This window comes from Stenotrophomonas sp. Marseille-Q4652, from assembly GCF_916618915.1.
GTDB lineage: Bacteria > Pseudomonadota > Gammaproteobacteria > Xanthomonadales > Xanthomonadaceae > Stenotrophomonas.
In genome coordinates this window covers 1,773,295-1,792,316 of record NZ_CAKAKE010000001.1, presented here as the reverse complement: position 1 = coordinate 1,792,316, position 19,022 = coordinate 1,773,295, and the positions used below count along the sequence as shown (strand labels likewise).

Annotated in this window: 14 protein-coding genes and 9 tRNA genes; 18 read left to right on the top strand and 5 right to left on the bottom strand. The window is 65.8% G+C overall.

The genetic code is table 11. The annotated features are described in order from the left end of the window. Positions 1-9 precede the first annotated feature (9 nt). The 4 genes from ppk1 to LG380_RS08455 all read right to left on the bottom strand — a co-directional run bounded on the left by ppk1 (position 10) and on the right by LG380_RS08455 (position 5,914). Complete coding sequence (ppk1, locus tag LG380_RS08470) at positions 10-2,094, bottom strand: polyphosphate kinase 1 (RefSeq protein WP_225764561.1); 2,085 nt, start codon at positions 2,092-2,094, stop codon at positions 10-12. 4 nt (positions 2,095-2,098) lie between these two features. After that, entirely contained in the window at positions 2,099-3,430 is a 1,332-nt protein-coding gene (gene phoR, locus LG380_RS08465; protein ID WP_225764560.1) for a phosphate regulon sensor histidine kinase PhoR, read from the bottom strand. Positions 3,431-3,507: 77 nt separating this feature from the next. Next, positions 3,508-4,197 (bottom strand): phosphate regulon transcriptional regulator PhoB, encoded by a 690-nt coding sequence (gene phoB / locus LG380_RS08460; protein WP_225764559.1) that lies wholly within the window; start codon positions 4,195-4,197, stop codon positions 3,508-3,510. A 70-nt stretch (positions 4,198-4,267) separates the two neighbouring features. Beyond that, entirely contained in the window at positions 4,268-5,914 is a 1,647-nt protein-coding gene (locus LG380_RS08455; RefSeq protein WP_225764558.1) for a M48 family metalloprotease, read from the bottom strand. 151 nt (positions 5,915-6,065) lie between these two features. Here LG380_RS08455 and grxC point away from each other — a divergent pair, with 151 nt between their 5' ends. From grxC to LG380_RS08440, 3 genes are all read left to right on the top strand, one after another. Then, the gene (grxC, locus tag LG380_RS08450; protein WP_225764557.1) at positions 6,066-6,338 is read left to right on the top strand and encodes a glutaredoxin 3; all 273 of its coding nucleotides are present in this window, start codon (positions 6,066-6,068) and stop codon (positions 6,336-6,338) included. A 55-nt stretch (positions 6,339-6,393) separates the two neighbouring features. After that, a complete protein-coding gene (locus tag LG380_RS08445; protein ID WP_225764556.1) occupies positions 6,394-6,789 on the top strand; it encodes a carboxymuconolactone decarboxylase family protein in 396 nt (131 codons plus the stop codon). Between the two features lie 129 nt (positions 6,790-6,918). Further along, positions 6,919-7,923 carry an isocitrate dehydrogenase gene (locus LG380_RS08440; RefSeq protein ID WP_225764554.1) on the top strand — a complete coding sequence of 335 codons (1,005 nt, stop codon included), beginning with the start codon at positions 6,919-6,921 and terminating at the stop codon, positions 7,921-7,923. Positions 7,924-8,037: 114 nt separating this feature from the next. Here the strand turns inward: LG380_RS08440 and LG380_RS08435 are convergent, their stop codons facing one another. Beyond that, positions 8,038-8,799 (bottom strand): Bax inhibitor-1/YccA family protein, encoded by a 762-nt coding sequence (locus tag LG380_RS08435; protein WP_225764553.1) that lies wholly within the window; start codon positions 8,797-8,799, stop codon positions 8,038-8,040. Between the two features lie 151 nt (positions 8,800-8,950). On the opposite strand from LG380_RS08435, the gene LG380_RS08430 reads away from it, so the two are divergent. The 15 genes from LG380_RS08430 to LG380_RS08360 all read left to right on the top strand — a co-directional run bounded on the left by LG380_RS08430 (position 8,951) and on the right by LG380_RS08360 (position 18,845). Next, positions 8,951-9,027: transfer RNA gene (locus tag LG380_RS08430), tRNA-Pro, on the top strand. Positions 9,028-9,071: 44 nt separating this feature from the next. Beyond that, positions 9,072-9,148, top strand: a tRNA-Arg gene (locus tag LG380_RS08425). A 33-nt stretch (positions 9,149-9,181) separates the two neighbouring features. Then, positions 9,182-9,258, top strand: a tRNA-His gene (locus LG380_RS08420). Between the two features lie 76 nt (positions 9,259-9,334). Next, positions 9,335-9,410, top strand: a tRNA-Lys gene (locus LG380_RS08415). Between the two features lie 76 nt (positions 9,411-9,486). After that, positions 9,487-9,571 (top strand) — tRNA-Leu (locus tag LG380_RS08410). Positions 9,572-9,752: 181 nt separating this feature from the next. Next, positions 9,753-11,045, top strand: a complete 1,293-nt coding sequence (gene tig, locus LG380_RS08405) for a trigger factor (protein ID WP_225764552.1) — start codon at positions 9,753-9,755, stop codon at positions 11,043-11,045. A gap of 69 nt (positions 11,046-11,114) precedes the next feature. After that, positions 11,115-11,741, top strand: a complete 627-nt coding sequence (gene clpP, locus LG380_RS08400; RefSeq protein WP_225764551.1) for an ATP-dependent Clp endopeptidase proteolytic subunit ClpP — start codon at positions 11,115-11,117, stop codon at positions 11,739-11,741. Between the two features lie 129 nt (positions 11,742-11,870). Continuing rightward, positions 11,871-13,160 (top strand): ATP-dependent Clp protease ATP-binding subunit ClpX, encoded by a 1,290-nt coding sequence (clpX, locus tag LG380_RS08395; protein ID WP_225764550.1) that lies wholly within the window; start codon positions 11,871-11,873, stop codon positions 13,158-13,160. Between the two features lie 148 nt (positions 13,161-13,308). Beyond that, positions 13,309-15,762 carry an endopeptidase La gene (gene lon / locus LG380_RS08390; protein WP_225764549.1) on the top strand — a complete coding sequence of 818 codons (2,454 nt, stop codon included), beginning with the start codon at positions 13,309-13,311 and terminating at the stop codon, positions 15,760-15,762. Between the two features lie 210 nt (positions 15,763-15,972). Beyond that, positions 15,973-16,245, top strand: a complete 273-nt coding sequence (locus LG380_RS08385; protein WP_225764548.1) for an HU family DNA-binding protein — start codon at positions 15,973-15,975, stop codon at positions 16,243-16,245. An 11-nt stretch (positions 16,246-16,256) separates the two neighbouring features. After that, positions 16,257-16,331 (top strand) — tRNA-Val (locus LG380_RS08380). A gap of 27 nt (positions 16,332-16,358) precedes the next feature. Next, positions 16,359-16,435: transfer RNA gene (locus tag LG380_RS08375), tRNA-Asp, on the top strand. 84 nt (positions 16,436-16,519) lie between these two features. Beyond that, positions 16,520-16,596, top strand: a tRNA-Asp gene (locus LG380_RS08370). Between the two features lie 49 nt (positions 16,597-16,645). Continuing rightward, positions 16,646-16,722: transfer RNA gene (locus LG380_RS08365), tRNA-Asp, on the top strand. Positions 16,723-16,874: 152 nt separating this feature from the next. Further along, complete coding sequence (locus tag LG380_RS08360) at positions 16,875-18,845, top strand: peptidyl-prolyl cis-trans isomerase (protein ID WP_225764547.1); 1,971 nt, start codon at positions 16,875-16,877, stop codon at positions 18,843-18,845. The last annotated feature ends 177 nt before the right edge of the window (positions 18,846-19,022 follow it).

The following is a 19,022-nucleotide window of genomic DNA, read 5'->3' as shown; positions in this document are numbered from 1 at the left end:
CACCCGCGCTCAAAGTCCGTCGAGCAGGGCCTGCTGGGCCGAATGCGGACGCTCGTCCGTGGCGGGGCCACGCTTGTGGTAGGCACCGGAGGCGTCCAGTTCCCAGGCGTTGAGGTTGTCGTCCAGGTAGTTCTGCAGCACCTCGCGGTGCACGCGCTCGACCAGGTCCGCGTCCAGGATCGGGAAGCAGATCTCCACCCGCCGCAGCAGGTTGCGCTCGAGCCAGTCGGCGCTGGCGCAGAACAGCTCGGGCTGGCCATCGTTGCCGAACCAGTACACGCGGCTGTGCTCGAGGAAGCGGCCGACGATCGAGCGCACGCGGATGTTGTCCGACACCCCCGGCACACCCGGGCGCAGGGTGCAGGCGCCGCGCACGATCAGGTCGATCTGCACGCCGGCCTGCGAGGCGGCGTAGAGCGCGCGCACCACCTGCGGCTCGTTGAGGGCGTTCATCTTGGCGATGATGCGCGCCGGCCGGCCTTCGCGCGCCAGCCGGGCCTCGCGTTCGATCCGCTGCAGCATCCCGGCATGCAGGGTGAAGGGCGACTGCAGCAGGCGCCGCAGCTCCGTGGACGAAGCCAGCCCGGACAGCTGCTGGAACAGCAGGTGCACGTCGTTGCCGATGTCCGGCTCGGCGGTGATCAGGCTCAGGTCGGTGTAGGCCCGGGCGGTGCCGCTGTGGTAGTTGCCGGTGCCCAGGTGCACGTAGCGGCGCAGCTTGCGGCCCTCGCGGCGCACGATCAGCAGCATCTTGGCGTGGGTCTTGAAGCCGACCACGCCGTAGACCACCTGCACGCCGGCTTCCTGCAGGCGGTCGGCCAGGCCGAGGTTGGCTTCCTCGTCGAAGCGCGCACGCAGCTCCACCACCACCGTCACGTCCTTGCCGTTGCGAGCGGCCTGGATCAGCGCCTCGACGATCGGCGAATCCTTCCCGGTGCGGTACAGGGTCTGCTTGATCGCCAGCACCCCCGGATCCACCGCTGCCTGCCGGATCAGGTCCAGAACCGCGGTGAACGCATCGAACGGATGGTGCAGCAGCACGTCCTTGCGCGAGACGATGTCGAAAATGCCGTCGCTGTCGCGCAGCGTGCGCGGGTTCAGCGGCGGGTACTTCAGCTCGGGGCGCTGGATGACGTCGTACAGCTGGATGATGCGGTTGAGGTTCACCGGCCCGTCGATCGGGTACACCGCGTTGTCGGGCAGGCCGAAGTTGTGCAGCAGGGAGCGCACGACCTCGCGCGGGCAGTCCTTGGCGATCTCCAGCCGCACGGCTGGACGATAGCCGCGGTCGACCAGCTCGTCGCGCAGCGCCAGCGCCAGGTTCTCCACTTCCTCCTCGTCCACCACCAGCTCGGAGTTGCGGGTCACGCGGAACTGCCAGGCGCCCTGGACCTCCATGCCCGGGAACAGCTCGCCGACGAAGGCCGACAGCACCGAGGACAGGAACACGTAATCCTGCGGGCCGCCGAGTTTTTCCGGCAGCTGGATGATGCGTGGCAGCGAGCGTGGCGCGCGCACGATGGCCATGTGCCCGGCGCGGCCGAACGCATCGGTGCCCTTGAGCATCACCACGATGTTGAGCGACTTGTTGAGGATCTTCGGGAACGGATGCGACGGATCCAGCCCCAGCGGCGACAGCACCGGCATGATCTCGTGGCGGAAGTAGGCGCGCAGCCAGCGGTTCTGCCGTGCGTCCCACGAATTGCGCCCGGGCACGCCGATGCCGGCTTCCCGCAGCGCCGGTCGCAGCACCTCGTTCCAGCAGTGGTATTGCTGTTCCACCAGCACTGTGGCGCGCTCGTGGATGGCATTGAGAATGGCCTGCGGCCCCATGCCGTCCGGCGCCGGCGGCAGCCCGAATTCCTGCGCGTGGCGCACCGCCGCGGCGCGGATCTCGAAGAACTCGTCCAGGTTGGTGCAGGAGATGCACATGAAGCGCAGGCGCTCGAGCAAGGGCACCTGCGGGTCCAGCGCCTGGGCCAGCACGCGGAAGTTGAAGTCCAGTTGCGACAGCTCGCGGTTGATGTACAGCGCCGGGTCGCGCAGGGCCTCGCAATCCGTGGCGGGGTGGGGCAGGGAACCGGAGCTGTTCATGCAGTCACTCTACAACGGTGGTCGGGAAGGCCGGCTCGCGTTTTCGCACGCGCGCGGCATCGAAATGGCACGAGAACACCGAACCCTTGCCGACCTCGCTCTCGATCTGCAGGCGGGCGCCGTGCAGGCCAAGGATGTGCTTGACGATCGACAGGCCCAGCCCGGTGCCGCCGCTCTCGCGCGAGCGGCTGCTGGACACGCGGTAGAAGCGTTCGGTCAGCCGCGGCAGGTGGTCGGCCGGGATGCCATGACCGGTGTCGCGCACTTCAAGCACCGCGCCGTCGTGCTCGCGGCGCAGGCGCACCACTACCTGGCCGCCGGCGGGCGTGTAACGCACCGCGTTGCTGACCAGGTTGGAGAACGCGCTGTGCAGCTCCCGCGGCGAACCGACCAAGTCGATCCCGGCTTCGTCCTCGACGTGGATGTCGTGGCGGCCCTGGCTGTGCGCCTCGGCCTCGCGGCGCAGCGTGGCCAGCATCGGCACCATCGCCACCGGCTCCTCTTCCTGGCTGTGCTGCTGCGACTCCAGTCGCGACAGGGTCAGCAGGTCCTCGACCAGCCGGGCCATGCGCTGCGACTGGTGGCGCATCTCCTCGAGCATTTCCGGATTGCCGGGGAAATCCTCCGGGTCGAGCATGTCCAGGTAGCCATGCACGACGGTCAGCGGCGTGCGCAGTTCGTGCGAGACGTTGGCCACGAAATCGCGCCGCACCTGTTCCAGCTGCAGCAGCCGGGTGACGTCGCGGCCGATCAGCAGCCAGTGCTCGGCCGAATAGGGGATCAGCCGCAGGTTGAGGCGGATTGCCGGATCCACCGGCGAGGCGATGTCCAGGATCGGCTCGGCGTTGCGGCCGCCTGCCAGCCAGTGGGCCAGCGGCATGGGCTGCAGGCTATCGACCAGTCCACGGCCCAGGTCACGCGGATGCCGGAGCCCGAGCAGCGTGGTGGCGGCCTCGTTGAACCACTGCACGCGCTGGCTGTTGCGATCCAGCACCACCACCGCGTCGGGCAGCGCGGCCGCCGCGGCGCGGTAGCTGCGCAGCATGCCGAGCAGGCGCTGCTTGCGCGCACGCATTTCCCGCTGGTTGCGATGGAGCAGGCGGTCCAGCTCGTCCCACACGCTGCCGCCCTGGGAGGGTTCCCGGCGCTGTCGGGCGACAAGTCGCTGCAGCACGCGGCGCAGCCGCCAGTAGTGCCACGCCAGAACCAGTAGTGCCGCGATGGCGATGGCCAGCGCCGGCTGCCCCAGTGCCCGGCCCACGATTGCCGCCAGCAACACGACCGCGGCCACGGTGGCCAGCGTCTTCAACCAGGCGGATCGGATGGGGCGGGGCATTGCACTCTCTGTGGAGGGAAACCGCGTCCGGCGAACCCGGACTTATAGCAGGAGCCGCGATGCTTTTGGCGCCCGGCTCAGGGGGATGCGGAGAACCGATAGCCTGCACCACGCACGGTCTGCACCATGTCATGTACGCCGAACGGTTCGAGCGTCTTGCGCAGGCGGCGGATGTGCACGTCGATGGTGCGTTCCTCCACGTAGACGCTGCCACCCCAGACATGGTCCAGCAGCTGTGCGCGGCTGTAGACGCGCTCGGGGTGGGTCATGAAGAAATGCAGCAGCCGGTACTCGGTCGGGCCGATCACCACTGGTGCGTCGCCGGCGAACACCCGGTGCGCCGCGCCGTCGATGCGCAGCGCACCGACGCTGACGCTCCCGTCCTCGTCATCGTCGCGGGAGCGCCGCATCACCGCGCGGATCCGCGCCAGCAGCTCGCGCGCGGAGAACGGCTTGACCACGTAGTCATCCACGCCGGCTTCCAGGCCGCCGACGCGGTCGTTCTCCTCGCCGCGGGCGGTGAGCATGATGATCGGGATGTCGCGGGTCAGGGCTTCCTTGCGCCAGCGCCGGGCCAGGTCGATGCCGCTGGTGCCGGGCAGCATCCAGTCCAGCAGGATCAGGTCCGGGACCTGGTCGACGATGGCGGTCTGTGCCTGGCGTGCATCGCCGGCATGGACCGGCTCGTAGTCGCCCTTGCGCAAGGCAAAGGCGACCATGTCGCGGATCGCGGGTTCGTCATCGACGATCAGGATGCGTTTCTGCACGTATCACCGGGGCGGAAAGGCGGATGCCGGCCAGTAGACTACGGTTTGATGACAGTTTGGTGACTGCCGGTCAGCGCCGCTGCAGGTCCGGGTCGCGGATGCCCTGGCGGCGCAGTTCAAGGACCGTCGGGGTGATGGCCTCGATCCGCGCATCCACCCGCGCCCGCGCCACGTAGTCCAGCTCCTGGTTCTTCTTCAATGCCTGTAGCTGCAGCAGGGCCTGCTCGGGACGGCCGCTCAGGAACGCGGCTTCGGCATAGGCCTCGGCAGCGCGGGCGGTATCGCCGGCCAGTTCGCTGGCCCGTGCGTAGGTGCGCTGGAACACCGGATCATTGCCCGAGCGGCCAAGCAGCGGGCGCAGCATCGCCTGTGCGCGCTGGCCCGCCTGTTGCCCACCCTGTTCGTTGAGCACCGCGGCGTAGGTCAGGGCCACGGGCCGGTTGTTGGGAAGGCTCCGCAGCAACGTCTCGAAACGCTGGTTGGCCTGGGCGTGCTGGCCGGCCCGCGACTCCGCCTCGCCCAGCGCGAGGGCCACCCACAGGTTCTCCGGTTCGGCCTCGTGCAGGCTGCGCAGCTCCTTCAGCGCCGACTGGGCCGAGCCACTGCGCAGCTGCGCCAGCGCGGCGCCGTAACGCTGCGCGGCATCCAGCCCTCCGGCCTGGCTGCGGCGCAGGTTCTCATACTCGCGCTGCAGGGCCGAGGGAGTCTCGGAGCTGAGCACGCGCAGGCGCTCGCGCGCCCAGGCGAACTGGCCGCTCTCGCCGCGGACCAGGCTCTGCATCGGCACCGACAGCTGCATCGAGGCGGGCAGCAACGGGTTGTCGCTGCGCACCGGTGGCAGCGACAGCGAGGGATCCTTCGGGTCCACACGCTCCTGGCGCACGCCGGTCGGGGTGCTGGTGGTCAGCACCACGGTGTCCTTGCGGATCTGCTCGGCACGCGACTTGGCCTCGCTGATGCGGGTGGTGGTGACCGGGTGGGTGCGCAGGAAGTCCGGGGTGCTGTAGCCGCCCTCGTTGCCGCGCATCACCTGGGCCATGCGCTCGAAGAAGCCGGCCATCGCATCGACGTCGTAGCCGCTGCGGGCCAGGGTGCGGATGCCGATGCGGTCGGCCTCCGATTCGTTGGAGCGGGTGTAGTTGATCTGGCGCTGTTGCATCAGCCCCATTGCGCTGGTGATGCTGGCCATGGTCGCCTCGCCGGCCGAACTGCCGCCGGCCTGCTGGGCGGCCACGATCGCGGCCAGCATGCCGAGCAGGATCGGTATCTGGTCACGCTGGGCGCGCTCCACCCCGCGCAGCACGTGCTGCTGGGTGACGTGGGCGATCTCGTGCGACAGCACTGCGGCCACCTCGTCCTCGCGCTGCGCGGTCAGCACCAGGCCGGCATTGACGCCGATGTAGCCGCCGAGCGTGGCGAAGGCGTTGATCTGCCGGTCCTTGAGCATGAAGAACGTGTAGGGCTGCCGCGGCTGTGCGCTGTTCGACCCCAGGCGGGTGCCCATGGCCTGCAGCCATTCGTCCACCAGCGGGTCATCGACGAGGTAGCCGTAGTTGCGCAGCTCGCGCAGCAGCATCCCGCCGTATTCGGCCTGGCGTGCCGGGGTCAGCAGCTCACCGGCCGAGGAGCCGATGTCCGGCAGCGAGTTCTCCTGCGCGGCTGCGTGGGGCAGGGCGATGGCCAGGGTCAGGGCGGTGGCGAGCAGGAGGGGACGCAAGCAGGCACTCCAGGGACAGGTTGGCCGAGCATGGCCGCAAAGCACGATGGCGGGGTGAAGCCATGGTTAATCCGCAGTGTTGCGGTGGTGACATCGAATTTCCACCCGGCCGGTACCATATACAGACCTGGTTTCCACCGTGGAGTTTCCCGTGACACAGCAATCCTCCGCACCCGCGATCACCATCTACTCCACCGCCGTATGCCCGTACTGCGTGGCTGCCAAGAACTTCCTCAAGAGCAAGGGCCTGTCCTGGACCGAGGTCCGCGTGGACCTGGACCCGGCCGAGCGCCAGAAGATGATGGACCTGACCCGCCGCACCAGCGTGCCGCAGATCTTCATCGGCGATGTCCATGTCGGTGGCTACGACGACATGATGGCCATGCACCGCGCCGGCACGCTCGAGCCCCTGCTGGCCGCCTGAGCCAGTCCTGCCGGGCCGCGCCTGACCCGGACCGTTCCTCCCTACCGGATCCCCAATGAGCGACAACAGCAAGGCCGGCGACCGCATCGCCGAGTTCACCGAATTCCGCCAGCGCATGAACCAGCGCATCCTGGCCGAGCCCAACCAGGTGGTGCGGCGCTTCTTCGCCCTGGATACCCAGACCTACCAGGCCGGCGCGCTGGACGTGAAGACCAAGGAGCTGCTGGGCCTGGTGGCCTCGCTGGTCCTGCGCTGCGACGACTGCATCAGCTACCACGTGGCCCAGTGCAAGGACGCCGGCGTCAGCCGCGAGGAATTCTTCGAGACCTTTTCGGTGGGCCTGGTGGTCGGCGGCTCGATCGTGATCCCGCACCTGCGCCGGGCGGTGGACTTTCTCGACCAGCTGGAAAACGGCCAGGCCGAGGTCCCGGCCGGGCACGACCACAGCTGAAGCCCGACCAAGGTCTGGCTTGGGGGGAGGGGCCCCGGTCGGGCATAATTACCGGGTGAAACCTTTTCTTGCGCCGGGACTCCGGGCTGCCGGGCGGCGCAACTCCCTCCCTGTTCGGAATACCTATCAATGACGCAGACAATCACCGTCATCCGTGGCGATGGCATCGGCCCGGAAATCATGGACGCCACCTTGTTCGTACTGGACAAGCTCAATGCCGGCCTGACCTACGAATTCGCCGACGCCGGCCTGGTGGCCCTCGAGAAGCACGGTGAGCTGATCCCGGCTTCCACCCTGGAGTCGATCACCACGAACAAGGTCGCCCTGAAGAGCCCGCTGACCACCCCGGTCGGTGGCGGCTTCAGCTCGATCAACGTGGCCCTGCGCCGCCAGTTCGACCTGTACGCCAACGTGCGTCCGGCGATCTCGTTCCCGAACACCAAGTCGCGCTACGAAGGGATCAACATGATCACCGTGCGCGAGAACACCGAAGGCGCCTACCTGGCCGAGGGTCAGGAAGTGTCGGCCGACGGCGAGACCGCGTTCTCCGGCACCCGCATCACCCGCAAGGGTTCCGAGCGCATCGTGCGTTACGCCTTCGAGCTGGCCCGCAGCACCGGCCGCAAGAAGGTCACTGCCGTGCACAAGGCCAACATCATCAAGTCGACCTCGGGCCTGTTCCTGAACGTCGCCCGCGAAGTCGCCGCCAAGTACCCGGAAATCGAATTCCAGGAAATGATCGTCGACAACGCCTGCATGCAGCTGGTGATGCGTCCGGAACAGTTCGACATCCTGGTCACCACCAACCTGTTCGGCGACATCATCTCCGACCTGTGCGCCGGCCTGGTCGGCGGCCTGGGCCTGGCCCCGGGCGCCAACATCGGTGAGAACGCGGCGATCTTCGAAGCCGTGCACGGCACCGCCCCGGACATCGCCGGCCAGGGCAAGGCCAACCCGGTCGCCCTGATGTTGGCGGCCGCGCAGATGCTCGACCACGTCGGCCAGCCGGAAAACGCCGAGCGCCTGCGCAAGGCCATCGTCTCCACGATGGAGGCCAAGGACTCGCTGACCGGCGACCTGGGTGGCACCGGCACCACCATGGGCTTTGCCCAGGCCATTGCCAGCCGCCTCTAAGGCTTGGCAGTAAACAAAAAGGGCGCCGCAAGGCGCCCTTTTTGTTGCATCGATCCGCGCAGGACAAGAAGAAAGGGCGCCTGCGGCGCCCTCCGCGTCTGCCGATTGCAAGTGTCAGTTGCGCGACTGCAGCTTGGACAGCAGGCGCAGGAATTCCACGTACAGCCACACCAGCGTGACCATCAGGCCGAAGGCGCCATACCACTCCATGTACTTCGGAGCGCCGGCATCGACCCCGCTCTCGATGAAGTCGAAGTCCAGCACCAGGTTCAGCGCCGCGATCACCACCACGAACAGGCTGAAACCAATGCCAACCAGGCCGGACTCGTGGATCAGCGGAATCTGGATGTTGAAGAAGCCCAGCACGATGGTGGCCAGGTACACCAGGGCGATGCCGCCGGTGGCTGCGACCACGCCCAGCTTGAAGTTCTCGGTCGCCTTGATCAGGCCGCTGCGGTAGACCATCAGCAGCGCGAACAACGTGCCGAAGGTCAGCAGCACGGCCTGGAACACGATGCCCGGATAGCGTGCTTCGAACACCGCCGAGATCGCACCGAGAAAGAAGCCTTCGAACAGCGCGTAGAGCGGGGCGCTCACAGGAGCCCAGGTCTTCTTGAAGATGGTCACCAGTGCCAGGATCAGGCCGCCGATCAGGCCACCCCACATGTAGACCATCGCGGCCGGCGCCAGCTCACCGGTCGCGGTGAAGGTGTTGTTCCATGCAAAGGCGGCCGTGAGCACGGCCAGCAGGAGCAGGAAGCCGGTCTTGTTGACGGTGCCGTTGAGGGTCATCGCCCCCGCATTGCGCGACACCACCGTGCCGCTGCCAAGGTCGAGGAAAGTGGATTCCTTCAGTGCAGGATTGCCGCTGCGCATCTGTCTTGCTCCCTTCGCGGTGGCGCGGCCCGGTGGCCGCTTGGTGCCAGCATAACGAAAAGCAGGAAAACGTCGCGTAGGCGTTGACAGGATCGGCGAGTGTTCCCACAATAGCCGACCTTTCGGGGGGTAACCTCGAGAGATTCACCGCCGGGGTATAGCGCAGTCTGGTAGCGCGCCTGCTTTGGGAGCAGGATGTCGGGGGTTCGAATCCCTCTACCCCGACCAATCCGCTGCTCAGAACGGGATTAGAGTGCGACAATCCAGTCCGGGCGCCCGTAGCTCAACTGGATAGAGCACCGGCCTTCTAAGCCGGCGGTTACAGGTTCGATTCCTGTCGGGCGCGCCATTGCGGTGCAAGCGGCAGGACAAGGTTTCAGTGGTGGCTGTAGCTCAGTTGGTTAGAGTACCGGATTGTGATTCCGGTGGTCGGGGGTTCGAATCCCCTCAGCCACCCCACTGACAAAACCGATTTTTTTTGAAATCGGGTGTTGCAAAAGAGAAAAAGCACGATACAATGTGCGTCTAGTTTCACGGGCCGTTAGCTCAGTTGGTAGAGCAGTTGACTCTTAATCAATAGGTCCAAGGTTCGAATCCTTGACGGCCCACCAAGACAAAGGCACCCGCTCCGGCGGGTGCCTTTTTCTTTATGCCTGGCCCTGCAACAATCCGCAGGGCAGGTCGCAGGCGAAAGTGGCGGAATTGGTAGACGCCCTGGATTTAGGTTCCAGTGCCGCAAGGCGTGGGGGTTCGAGTCCCCCCTTTCGCACCAACACGACGTGCGCCGCGTGTAGTGCCCGCGGCCGTTCGCAGCGCCGCGTCCGGGCAGGCTGGCAGCGCCAGCCGGAATCGGCGAAACTACCGGGCTGCGGCGGATACACCACGTCCGCGCCAACCCGCTTTCTCTACCACATCTTGCCGGGGCCAAAGGGCCGCCGGTGGCAGGAGTCAACATGCAAGCTTCGATCGAACCCACCGGCAACCTGGAACGCCGCCTGACCTTCTCCCTGCCGGAGGAGCGCCTGCAGACCCACGTCAAGGGTCGCCTGGGCGAGATCGCACGCACTGCGCGGATCAAGGGCTTCCGTCCGGGCAAGGTGCCGGCCAAGGTGATCGAGCAGCGTTTCGGCCAGCAGGTACGTGCCGAGGCGATGGACGGCCTGCTGCGCGAGACCTTCGATGCCGCCGTGCGTGAGCACCAGCTGCGCATCGCGGGTACCCCGCGCATCGACCGCGGCGAGGGCGAGATGGATTTCGTCGCCACCATCGAACTGGTGCCGGACTTCGGCGACATCGACGTCTCCAAGCTGGCCGTGGTCCGCCACACCGCAGAGATCACCGACGCCGACATCGACCAGATGATCGAGAACCTGCGCATGCAGCGCCGCACCTGGCAGCCCGTCACCCGTGGCGCCAAGGAAGGTGACCTGGTCGCGCTGGAGACCTGGTCGCAGGCCGGTGACGAGCGCCTGCCGGCTGAAGGCACCGAGAAGGGCAACGTGATCATCGGCTCGGGCATGATGTTCGAGCAGATCGAAAAGGGCCTGGTCGGCCTGGCCAAGGGCGAGGAGAAGACCCTCACGGTCGACTTCCCAGCCGAATGGCGCGTCCCGGCACTGGCCGGCAAGCAGGTTCAGGTCACGGTCAAGGCGACCGAGGTTTCCGAGCCGGTGCTGCCGGAAGTCGATGCGGCCTTCATCAAGAGCTTCGGCGTCAAGGGCGGCGACATGGAGCAGTTCCGCAAGGACATCCGTGCCAACCTGGAGCGTGAGCTCAAGGGTGCGCTGATGAACCGTCTGCGCCGCGAAGTCGGCGAGCAACTGGTTGCCGCCTACAGCTCGGTCGAACTGCCGCCGCGCCTGGTCGAGAACGAAGCCCGCGCCATGCTGCAGCAGCAGGTCGAGCAGATCCGTCGCCAGGGTGGCAACCCGGGCCAGATCCCGGCCGATGCGCACCAGGGCTTCGTGGAGCCGGCGCGCAAGCGTGTGCTGGTCGGCCTGCTGGTCGGCGAAGTCGCCCTGCGCAATGAACTGCGCCTGGATCCGAAGCGTCTGAACGAAACCCTGAACCTGATCGCCTCCACCTACGAGGAGCCGCAGCAGGTCATTGAGATGTACCGCAACGACCCCCAGCTGATGGGTGGCCTGCAGAACCGCGTGATGGAAGAGCAGGTGATCGACTGGATCGCCGAGCGTGCCCAGCACACCGAGCAGTCCCTGTCGTTCCAGGAAGCGATCCGCCAGTAAGCGGCGCTCCTACCGCCCCGCGCCGGAAGGCGCGGGGAGATGTTCCCTTCAAGATAGGTGCCTCACGTAATGGACAACCGAACCAAAGCCCTGAACCTGGTTCCGATGGTGGTCGAACAGACCAGCCGCGGCGAGCGTGCCTATGACATCTACTCGCGCCTGCTGAAGGAGCGCCTGATCTTCCTGGTGGGCCCGATCGACGATCACATGGCCAACCTGGTGGTGGCGCAGCTGCTGTTCCTGGAAGCGGAAAACCCGGAAAAGGACATCAGCATCTACATCAACTCGCCGGGTGGCGTGGTCACCGCCGGCATGGCGATCTACGACACCATGCAGTACATCAAGCCGGACGTGAGCACCATCTGCGTCGGCCAGGCCGCCTCGATGGGCGCGCTGCTGCTGGCTGCCGGTGCCGCCGGAAAGCGTTACGCACTGCCGAACTCGCGCGTGATGATCCACCAGCCGCTGGGCGGCTTCCAGGGCCAGGCGTCGGACATCGACATCCACGCCCGCGAGATCCTGACCCTGCGTGCGCGTCTGAACGACGTGCTGGCAAAGCACACCGGACAGTCGCTGGAAACCATCGCCCGCGACACCGAGCGCGACAACTTCAAGAGCGCCGTCGAAGCCCAGGCCTATGGTCTGGTCGACCAGGTCCTGGAGCGTCGTCCGGAAGAGTCGATCCAGCCGTCGTAATGGTGGCAACTGTGTGAAAACACAGGTTTTTCCGCAGGGTCGGGGTTGGACTGTCGTCCCTCCGGCCCTGTGTTATTCTCGAAATCGAATCGCCCCGTTCATCGGGTCGAGTAACTGGGTAAGCGAAGCATGAGCGAAGACCGGCAAGGTCGTTCCGGAGACAGCGGCAAGATTCTCTACTGCTCGTTCTGCGGCAAGAGTCAGCATGAGGTACGCAAGCTGATCGCGGGCCCGAGCGTGTTCATCTGCGATGAATGCGTGGAGCTCTGCAACGACATCATCCGTGAGGAACTTGAGGAAAAGGCCCAGTCGGCACGCAGTTCGCTGCCCAAGCCGAAGGAGATCCTCGAGGTCCTGGACCAGTACGTGATTGGCCAGAACCGCGCCAAGCGCACGCTGGCCGTGGCCGTGTACAACCACTACAAGCGCATCGAGAGCCGTCAGAAGAGCGACGACGTCGAGCTGTCCAAGTCCAACATCCTGCTGGTCGGCCCGACCGGCTCGGGCAAGACGCTGCTGGCCGAAACGCTGGCGCGCCTGCTCAACGTGCCGTTCACCATCGCCGATGCGACCACGCTGACCGAAGCCGGTTACGTGGGCGAGGACGTGGAAAACATCATCCAGAAGCTGCTGCAGAAGTGCGACTACGACGTCGAGAAGGCGCAGCAGGGCATCGTCTACATCGATGAAATCGACAAGATCTCGCGCAAGAGCGAGAACCCGTCGATCACCCGCGACGTGTCCGGCGAGGGCGTGCAGCAGGCGCTGCTGAAGCTGATCGAAGGGACCGTGGCTTCGGTGCCGCCGCAGGGTGGCCGCAAGCACCCGCAGCAGGAATTCCTGCAGGTCGATACCAAGAACATCCTGTTCATCTGCGGCGGCGCGTTCGCCGGCCTGGACAAGGTGATCCAGCAGCGTTCCAACGATGCTGGCGGCATTGGTTTCGGCGCCAAGGTCAAGAGCACCGAGCGCAAGCAGGAAGTGGGCAAGATCCTGGCTGAAGTCGAGCCGGAAGACCTGATCAAGTTCGGCCTGATTCCCGAGTTCATCGGCCGCCTTCCGGTCGTGGCGACGCTGGAGGAGCTGGACGAGCCGGCACTGATCAAGATCCTGACCGAGCCGAAGAACGCCATCACCAAGCAGTTCAAGAAGCTGTTCGAGATGGAAGAGGTGGAACTGGAGTTCCGTCCGGACGCGCTGTCGGCCATCGCCAAGAAGGCGCTCAAGCGCAAGACCGGCGCCCGCGGCCTGCGCACCATCGTCGAGTCCGTGCTGCTGGACACGATGTATGAACTGCCGTCGCTGGAGAACGTCAGCAAGGTGGTGGTCGATGAGTCCGTCATCGAGCACAAGTCCGAGCCGTACCTGATCTACCAGACGCCGCCGGCCGCCCCGCCGAAGGCTGCTTCCGGAGACTGAACAGGCGGTTTTCCCATGGGTCGCCCGTCCTCTGAACGGGCGTTACGCCAGGTCCTGACAGCTCTTGCAACACCACGCCGATGGCCCCATAACGGGGTCATCGGCTTTTTTATTGCCTGCCTTTTCCAGATTCCCTGCGGAGCCCTCAATGGCCCATTCCCATACCGAAGTACTCGACCTGCCCGTGCTGCCGCTGCGCGACGTGGTGGTGTTCCCGCACATGGTGATTCCGCTGTTCGTCGGGCGGGACAAGTCCATGCGCGCGCTGGAGCGCGCGATGGAGACGGACAAGCGCATCCTGCTGGTGGCGCAGAAGTCGGCCGAGACCGACGACCCCGGCGCGGCCGACCTGTACACCGTGGGCACCCTGGCCCAGGTCCTGCAGTTGCTGAAGCTGCCCGACGGCACGATCAAGGTGCTGGTCGAAGGCCTGTCGCGCGTGCGCGTGGACAAGGTCGCCGAACATGACGGCGCGCTTGAAGGCCGCGCCACCGAGGTCGAGGCCGAAGACAAGCGCGAACCGCGCGAGATCGAGGCCATCGCCCGTTCGCTGATGTCGCTGTTCGAGCAGTACGTCAAGACCAATCGCAAGCTGCCGCCGGAACTGCTGCAGACCCTGGCCGGCATCGACGAGCCCGCGCGCCTGGCCGATACCATCGCCGCGCACATCGGCGTGCGCCTGGCCGACAAGCAGCGCCTGCTCGAGACCCTGCAGGTCGGCGAGCGGCTGGAGATGCTGGTCGGCCTGGTCGATGGCGAGATCGACGTGCAGCAGATGGAAAAGCGCATCCGCGGCCGGGTGAAGTCGCAGATGGAGAAGAGCCAGCGCGAGTACTACCTCAACGAACAGATGAAGGCCATCCAGAAGGAACTGGGTGACCTGGACGATGCGCCGGGCGAGCTGGAAGAGCTTGCGCGCAAGATCGCCGAGGCCGGCATGCCCAAGGCCGTGGAAACCAAGGCCAAGGCCGAGCTCAACAAGCTCAAGCAGATGTCGCCGATGTCGGCCGAAGCGGCGGTGGTGCGCAACTATCTCGACTGGCTGCTGGGTGTGCCGTGGAAGAAACGCACCAAGGTGCGCAAGGACCTCAAGGTCGCGCAGGAAACCCTGGACGCCGATCACTTCGGCCTGGACAAGGTCAAGGACCGCATCCTCGAATACCTCGCCGTGCAGTCGCGCGTGAAGCAGATGAAGGGCCCGATCCTGTGTCTGGTCGGCCCTCCGGGCGTGGGCAAGACCTCGCTTGGCCAGTCCATCGCCAAGGCGACCAACCGCAAGTTCGTGCGCATGAGTCTGGGTGGCGTGCGCGACGAGGCCGAGATCCGTGGCCACCGTCGCACCTACGTCGGTTCGATGCCGGGTCGCATCGTGCAGAACCTCAACAAGGTGGGCAGCAAGAACGCGCTGTTCGTGCTCGACGAGATCGACAAGATGTCGATGGACTTCCGTGGCGATCCGTCCTCGGCGCTGCTGGAGGTGCTCGATCCGGAGCAGAACAATGCCTTCAACGACCACTACCTGGAAGTGGACCTGGACCTGTCGGAGGTGATGTTCATCGCCACCTCCAACTCGCTCAACATTCCGGGCCCGCTGCTGGACCGCATGGAGGTGATCCGCATCCCCGGCTACACCGAGGATGAGAAGCTCAACATCGCCATGCGCTACCTGGTGCCCAAGCAGCTCAAGGCCAATGGCCTGCAGCCGGCGGAACTGGAAATAGAGGCCGAAGCGATCCAGGACATCGTGCGCTACTACACGCGCGAATCCGGCGTGCGCAACCTTGAACGCGAGATCGCCAAGATCTGCCGCAAGGTGGTCAAGGAAATCGCGCTGGCCGGCCCGCAGCCGGCGGCCAAGGCAAAGAAGGGCGCACGCAAGCCCAAGGCCCTGGTCACGGTGTCGGGCGGGAACCTGGACAAGTACCTGGGCGTGCGCCGGTTCGACTTCGGTCGGGCCGAGGAGCAGAACGAGATCGGCCTGGTCACCGGTCTGGCGTGGACCGAGGTCGGCGGCGACCTGCTGCAGATCGAATCCACCCTGGTTCCGGGCAAGGGCCAGCTGATCCTGACCGGCCAGCTCGGCAACGTCATGAAGGAATCGGCTTCGGCTGCGCTGTCGGTGGTGCGTTCGCGCGTGGACCGGCTGGGCATCGATCCGGACTTCCTGCAGAAGCACGACGTGCACGTGCACGTGCCCGACGGCGCCACGCCCAAGGATGGCCCCAGCGCCGGCATCGCGATGGTGACCTCGCTGGTGTCGATGCTGACCAAGGTGCCGGTCAAGGCCGATGTGGCGATGACCGGCGAGATCACCCTGCGCGGTCGCGTCACCGCGATCGGTGGCCTGAAGGAGAAGCTGCTGGCCGCCCTGCGCGGCGGCATCCGCACGGTCATCATTCCCGAGGAGAACCGCAAGGACCTGGCCGACATCCCGGCCAACGTCACGCGCGACCTGCGGATCGTGCCGGTGAAGTACATCGAGGAAGTGCTCGACCTGGCGCTGGAGCGACCGCTGACGCCGAAGAAGGTGCGCAAGAGCACGCAGCGTGTTGCGGTGCGCGGCCGTGCGAAGGCGACTCCGAGCACGCGCGTCAAGCACTGACCCGCGTGCGGAAAACGCTGGAAACCCGCGCCATTACTGGCTTTTCAGTTGCGTGGCCTGTGAACGGCTGGTATAAAAGCACGACTCGCGAACACTGCATGCGAAAGCGTATGTGGATGTCCGGGAACAACACTCCAGGTGTTCGCTGACAAGAGCACGCGGCCACCTACTCTTCTATACCGCGGACCTCCGCAAAGGGAGTTTTACAGAATGAACAAGACCGAATTGATCGATGGCGTTGCCGCTGCTGCTGATCTGTCCAAGGCTGAAGCTGGCCGCGCTGTCGACGCCGTCATCGGCGAAATCACCAAGGCGCTGAAGAAGGGCGACGCGGTGACGCTGGTGGGCTTCGGCACGTTCCAGGTGCGCGAGCGCGCCGAGCGTACCGGTCGCAACCCGAAGACCGGCGACACCATCAAGATCGCTGCTTCGAAGAATCCGTCCTTCAAGGCTGGTAAAGCTCTGAAGGATGCCGTAAACTAAGCGGCTTGCTGGGGTGCTTAGCTCAGCGGTAGAGCGTCTCCCTTACAAGGAGAGGGTCGGGGGTTCGAAACCCTCAGCACCCACCAAGCACCGTCAGTTGCAGTTTTGAAAGTGGAGCGGTAGTTCAGCTGGTTAGAATGCTGGCCTGTCACGCCGGAGGTCGCGGGTTCGAGTCCCGTCCGCTCCGCCAGTTTCAAGAAGGCCCCTGAGAGATCGGGGGCCTTGTTTTCTCGAAGTGATACATCTCGGGAAACGGATGTAAGGATCAAAACACGGAGCGGTAGTTCAGCTGGTTAGAATGCTGGCCTGTCACGCCGGAGGTCGCGGGTTCGAGTCCCGTCCGCTCCGCCAGTTTTGAGTCCTCCCGGCCTGGCCGGGAATGCAGTTTCAGTTTCAATGCGGAGCGGTAGTTCAGCTGGTTAGAATGCTGGCCTGTCACGCCGGAGGTCGCGGGTTCGAGTCCCGTCCGCTCCGCCAGTTGTTCGAAAAACCCCGTGCATCGCACGGGGTTTTTTTTCGCCTACCCCACGGCGGCACCGTATTCATGGGCTACACGCCGTCGCGGCATTGGGTGTGCAGGGGCGAAGCGGGTTAAACTGCGCGGCTCGCCATCAGGCCGTCTCATACCCATGCTGCAGAAACTACGCGACAAGACCTCGGGCTGGATTGCCACGGTGATCCTGGGCCTGTTGATGATTCCGTTCCTGTTCGTCATCGACAACAGCTACCTCGGTGGCGTGGGTGCGAACAACGTGGCCAAGGTGCAGGCGCCGCCGAAGTGGTGGAGCTCGGCGCCGTCGTGGTGGCCGGTGTCGCTGCTGTGGCAGCACCACGAAGTCAGCACCGAGGAATTCCGTACCCGTTTCGAGCAGGCCCGCATGCAGGCACGCCAGGAGCAGGGTGATGCCTTCGATCCGCGCGAGTTCGAGAGCGTGGAAAACAAGCTGGCCGTGCTGGACCAGCTGATTGACGAACAGGTGCTGCGCCTGGCCTCGGAAGACGTGGGCATCGTCATCAGCGACGCCACGGTGCGCGATTACATCGCCAACATTCCCGCCTTCCAGCGTGACGGCAAGTTCGACGTGGACCAGTACCGCGTGGTGCTGGCGCAGAGCGCGCCGCCGCGCACGCCGGCCCAGTTCGAGCAGCTCGTGCGCACCAGCCTGCAGCAGTCGATCATCCCGACCGCGCTGGCCGAATCGGGTTTCGCCACCAAGGGTGAGACCGAGCGCCTGCTCAAGCTGCTGGGTGAAACCCGTGACGTGGAAATCGCGCTGCTGCCCGAGCCGGCCGAGGACACCACGCCGGTGACCGACGAGCAGGTCAAGCAGTGGTACGACGCCAATACCGGGGATTTCCGCCAGCCGGAAACCGTCAGTATCGAATACGTCGAGCTCCGTGGCAGGGACCTGCCGCCGGTGCCGGCGGCCGACGAGGCCACGTTGCGCCGTCGTTACGAGGACGAGAAGGCGCGCTTCGTTGCGCCGGAACAGCGCCTGGCCTCGCACATCCTGATCCAGGCCGGTGCCGACGAGGCAGCGAAGAAAGTCGCGCAGGCCAAGGCCGCGAAGCTGGCCGAACAGGCCCGCCAGCCGGGCGCGGACTTTGCCGCGCTGGCCACGGCCAATTCCGATGACCCGGGTTCCAAGGCCGAGGGCGGTGACCTGGGTTGGGTGGAGAAGGGCGTGATGGTCAAGGCCTTCGAGGATGCACTGTTTGCGATGCAGGTCGGCGAGGTGGCCGGTCCGGTGGAGACCGAATTCGGCTACCACGTGCTGAAGCTGCGCGAGGTGCAGGGCGGGCAGGGCAAGGCGTTCGAGGACGTGCGCGAGCAGCTGGCCGCCGAACAGCGCCAGGCTGACCAGGAGCGTGCGTTCAACGAGCTCAGTGGCCGCCTGGTCGACCTGGTCTACAAGAACCCGACCGCGCTGACGCCGGCCGCGGAGGAGGTTGGCGTGCAGGTGCAGACGCTGGGTCCGTTCACCCGTGACAACGCCACCGGCATTGCCGCCAACCCGGCCGTGCTGCGTGCGGCGTTCTCGGACATCCTGGTCCAGGACGGCACGGTCAGCGATCCGATCGAGCTGTCGCCGAACCACACGGTGATGATCCGCGTGACCGAGCACTCGCCGGAGCAGGCGCTGCCGCTGGAGCAGGCCCGTGACCAGGTCATCGCCGCGATCCGCAAGGACCGCGCGGAGAAGCAGTCGCTGGCCGCGGCCGATGCACTGCTCAAGAAGCTGGCCGAAGGCCAGGCGCTGCCGGCGCTGGCAGCCAGCGAAAACCTGCAGCTGATGCCGATGCCGGGGCTGCCGCGCATGGCACAGCTGCCTAGCCCGGCGGCGAGCCGTGCCATCTTCGCCGCCGCTGCTCCGGCCGAGGGCAAGGCCACCCATGGCAAGGTCAAGCTCGAGGATGGGCGTTACGCGGTATTCGCGGTCAGCAAGGTCACGCCCGGTAACCTCGCCGAGATCCCGGCCGAGCAGCAGGCCATGCTGAAGCAGCAGTTGAGCCAGATCGACGGCGCGGCGGCGGCCAAGGCCTACGTCGAGGCGATGCGCAAGCGCTTCCGCATCAAGACCGACGAATCGCAGCTGTAAGCGAGGCAGTCCGTAAAAAGCCCGGCGAAAGCCGGGCTTTTTTGTTGCAGGAGCGGCCCTGCCTGGACATGGTCGTGAATGGCATGCGCGTGGATCGCGCTGGGGACCTTGGTGGCGACAGTTGGTTCGTGCGGTTGGTCGCCTGCACTGGCGGCAGTGCTGGTCCGCTCTGGAGCC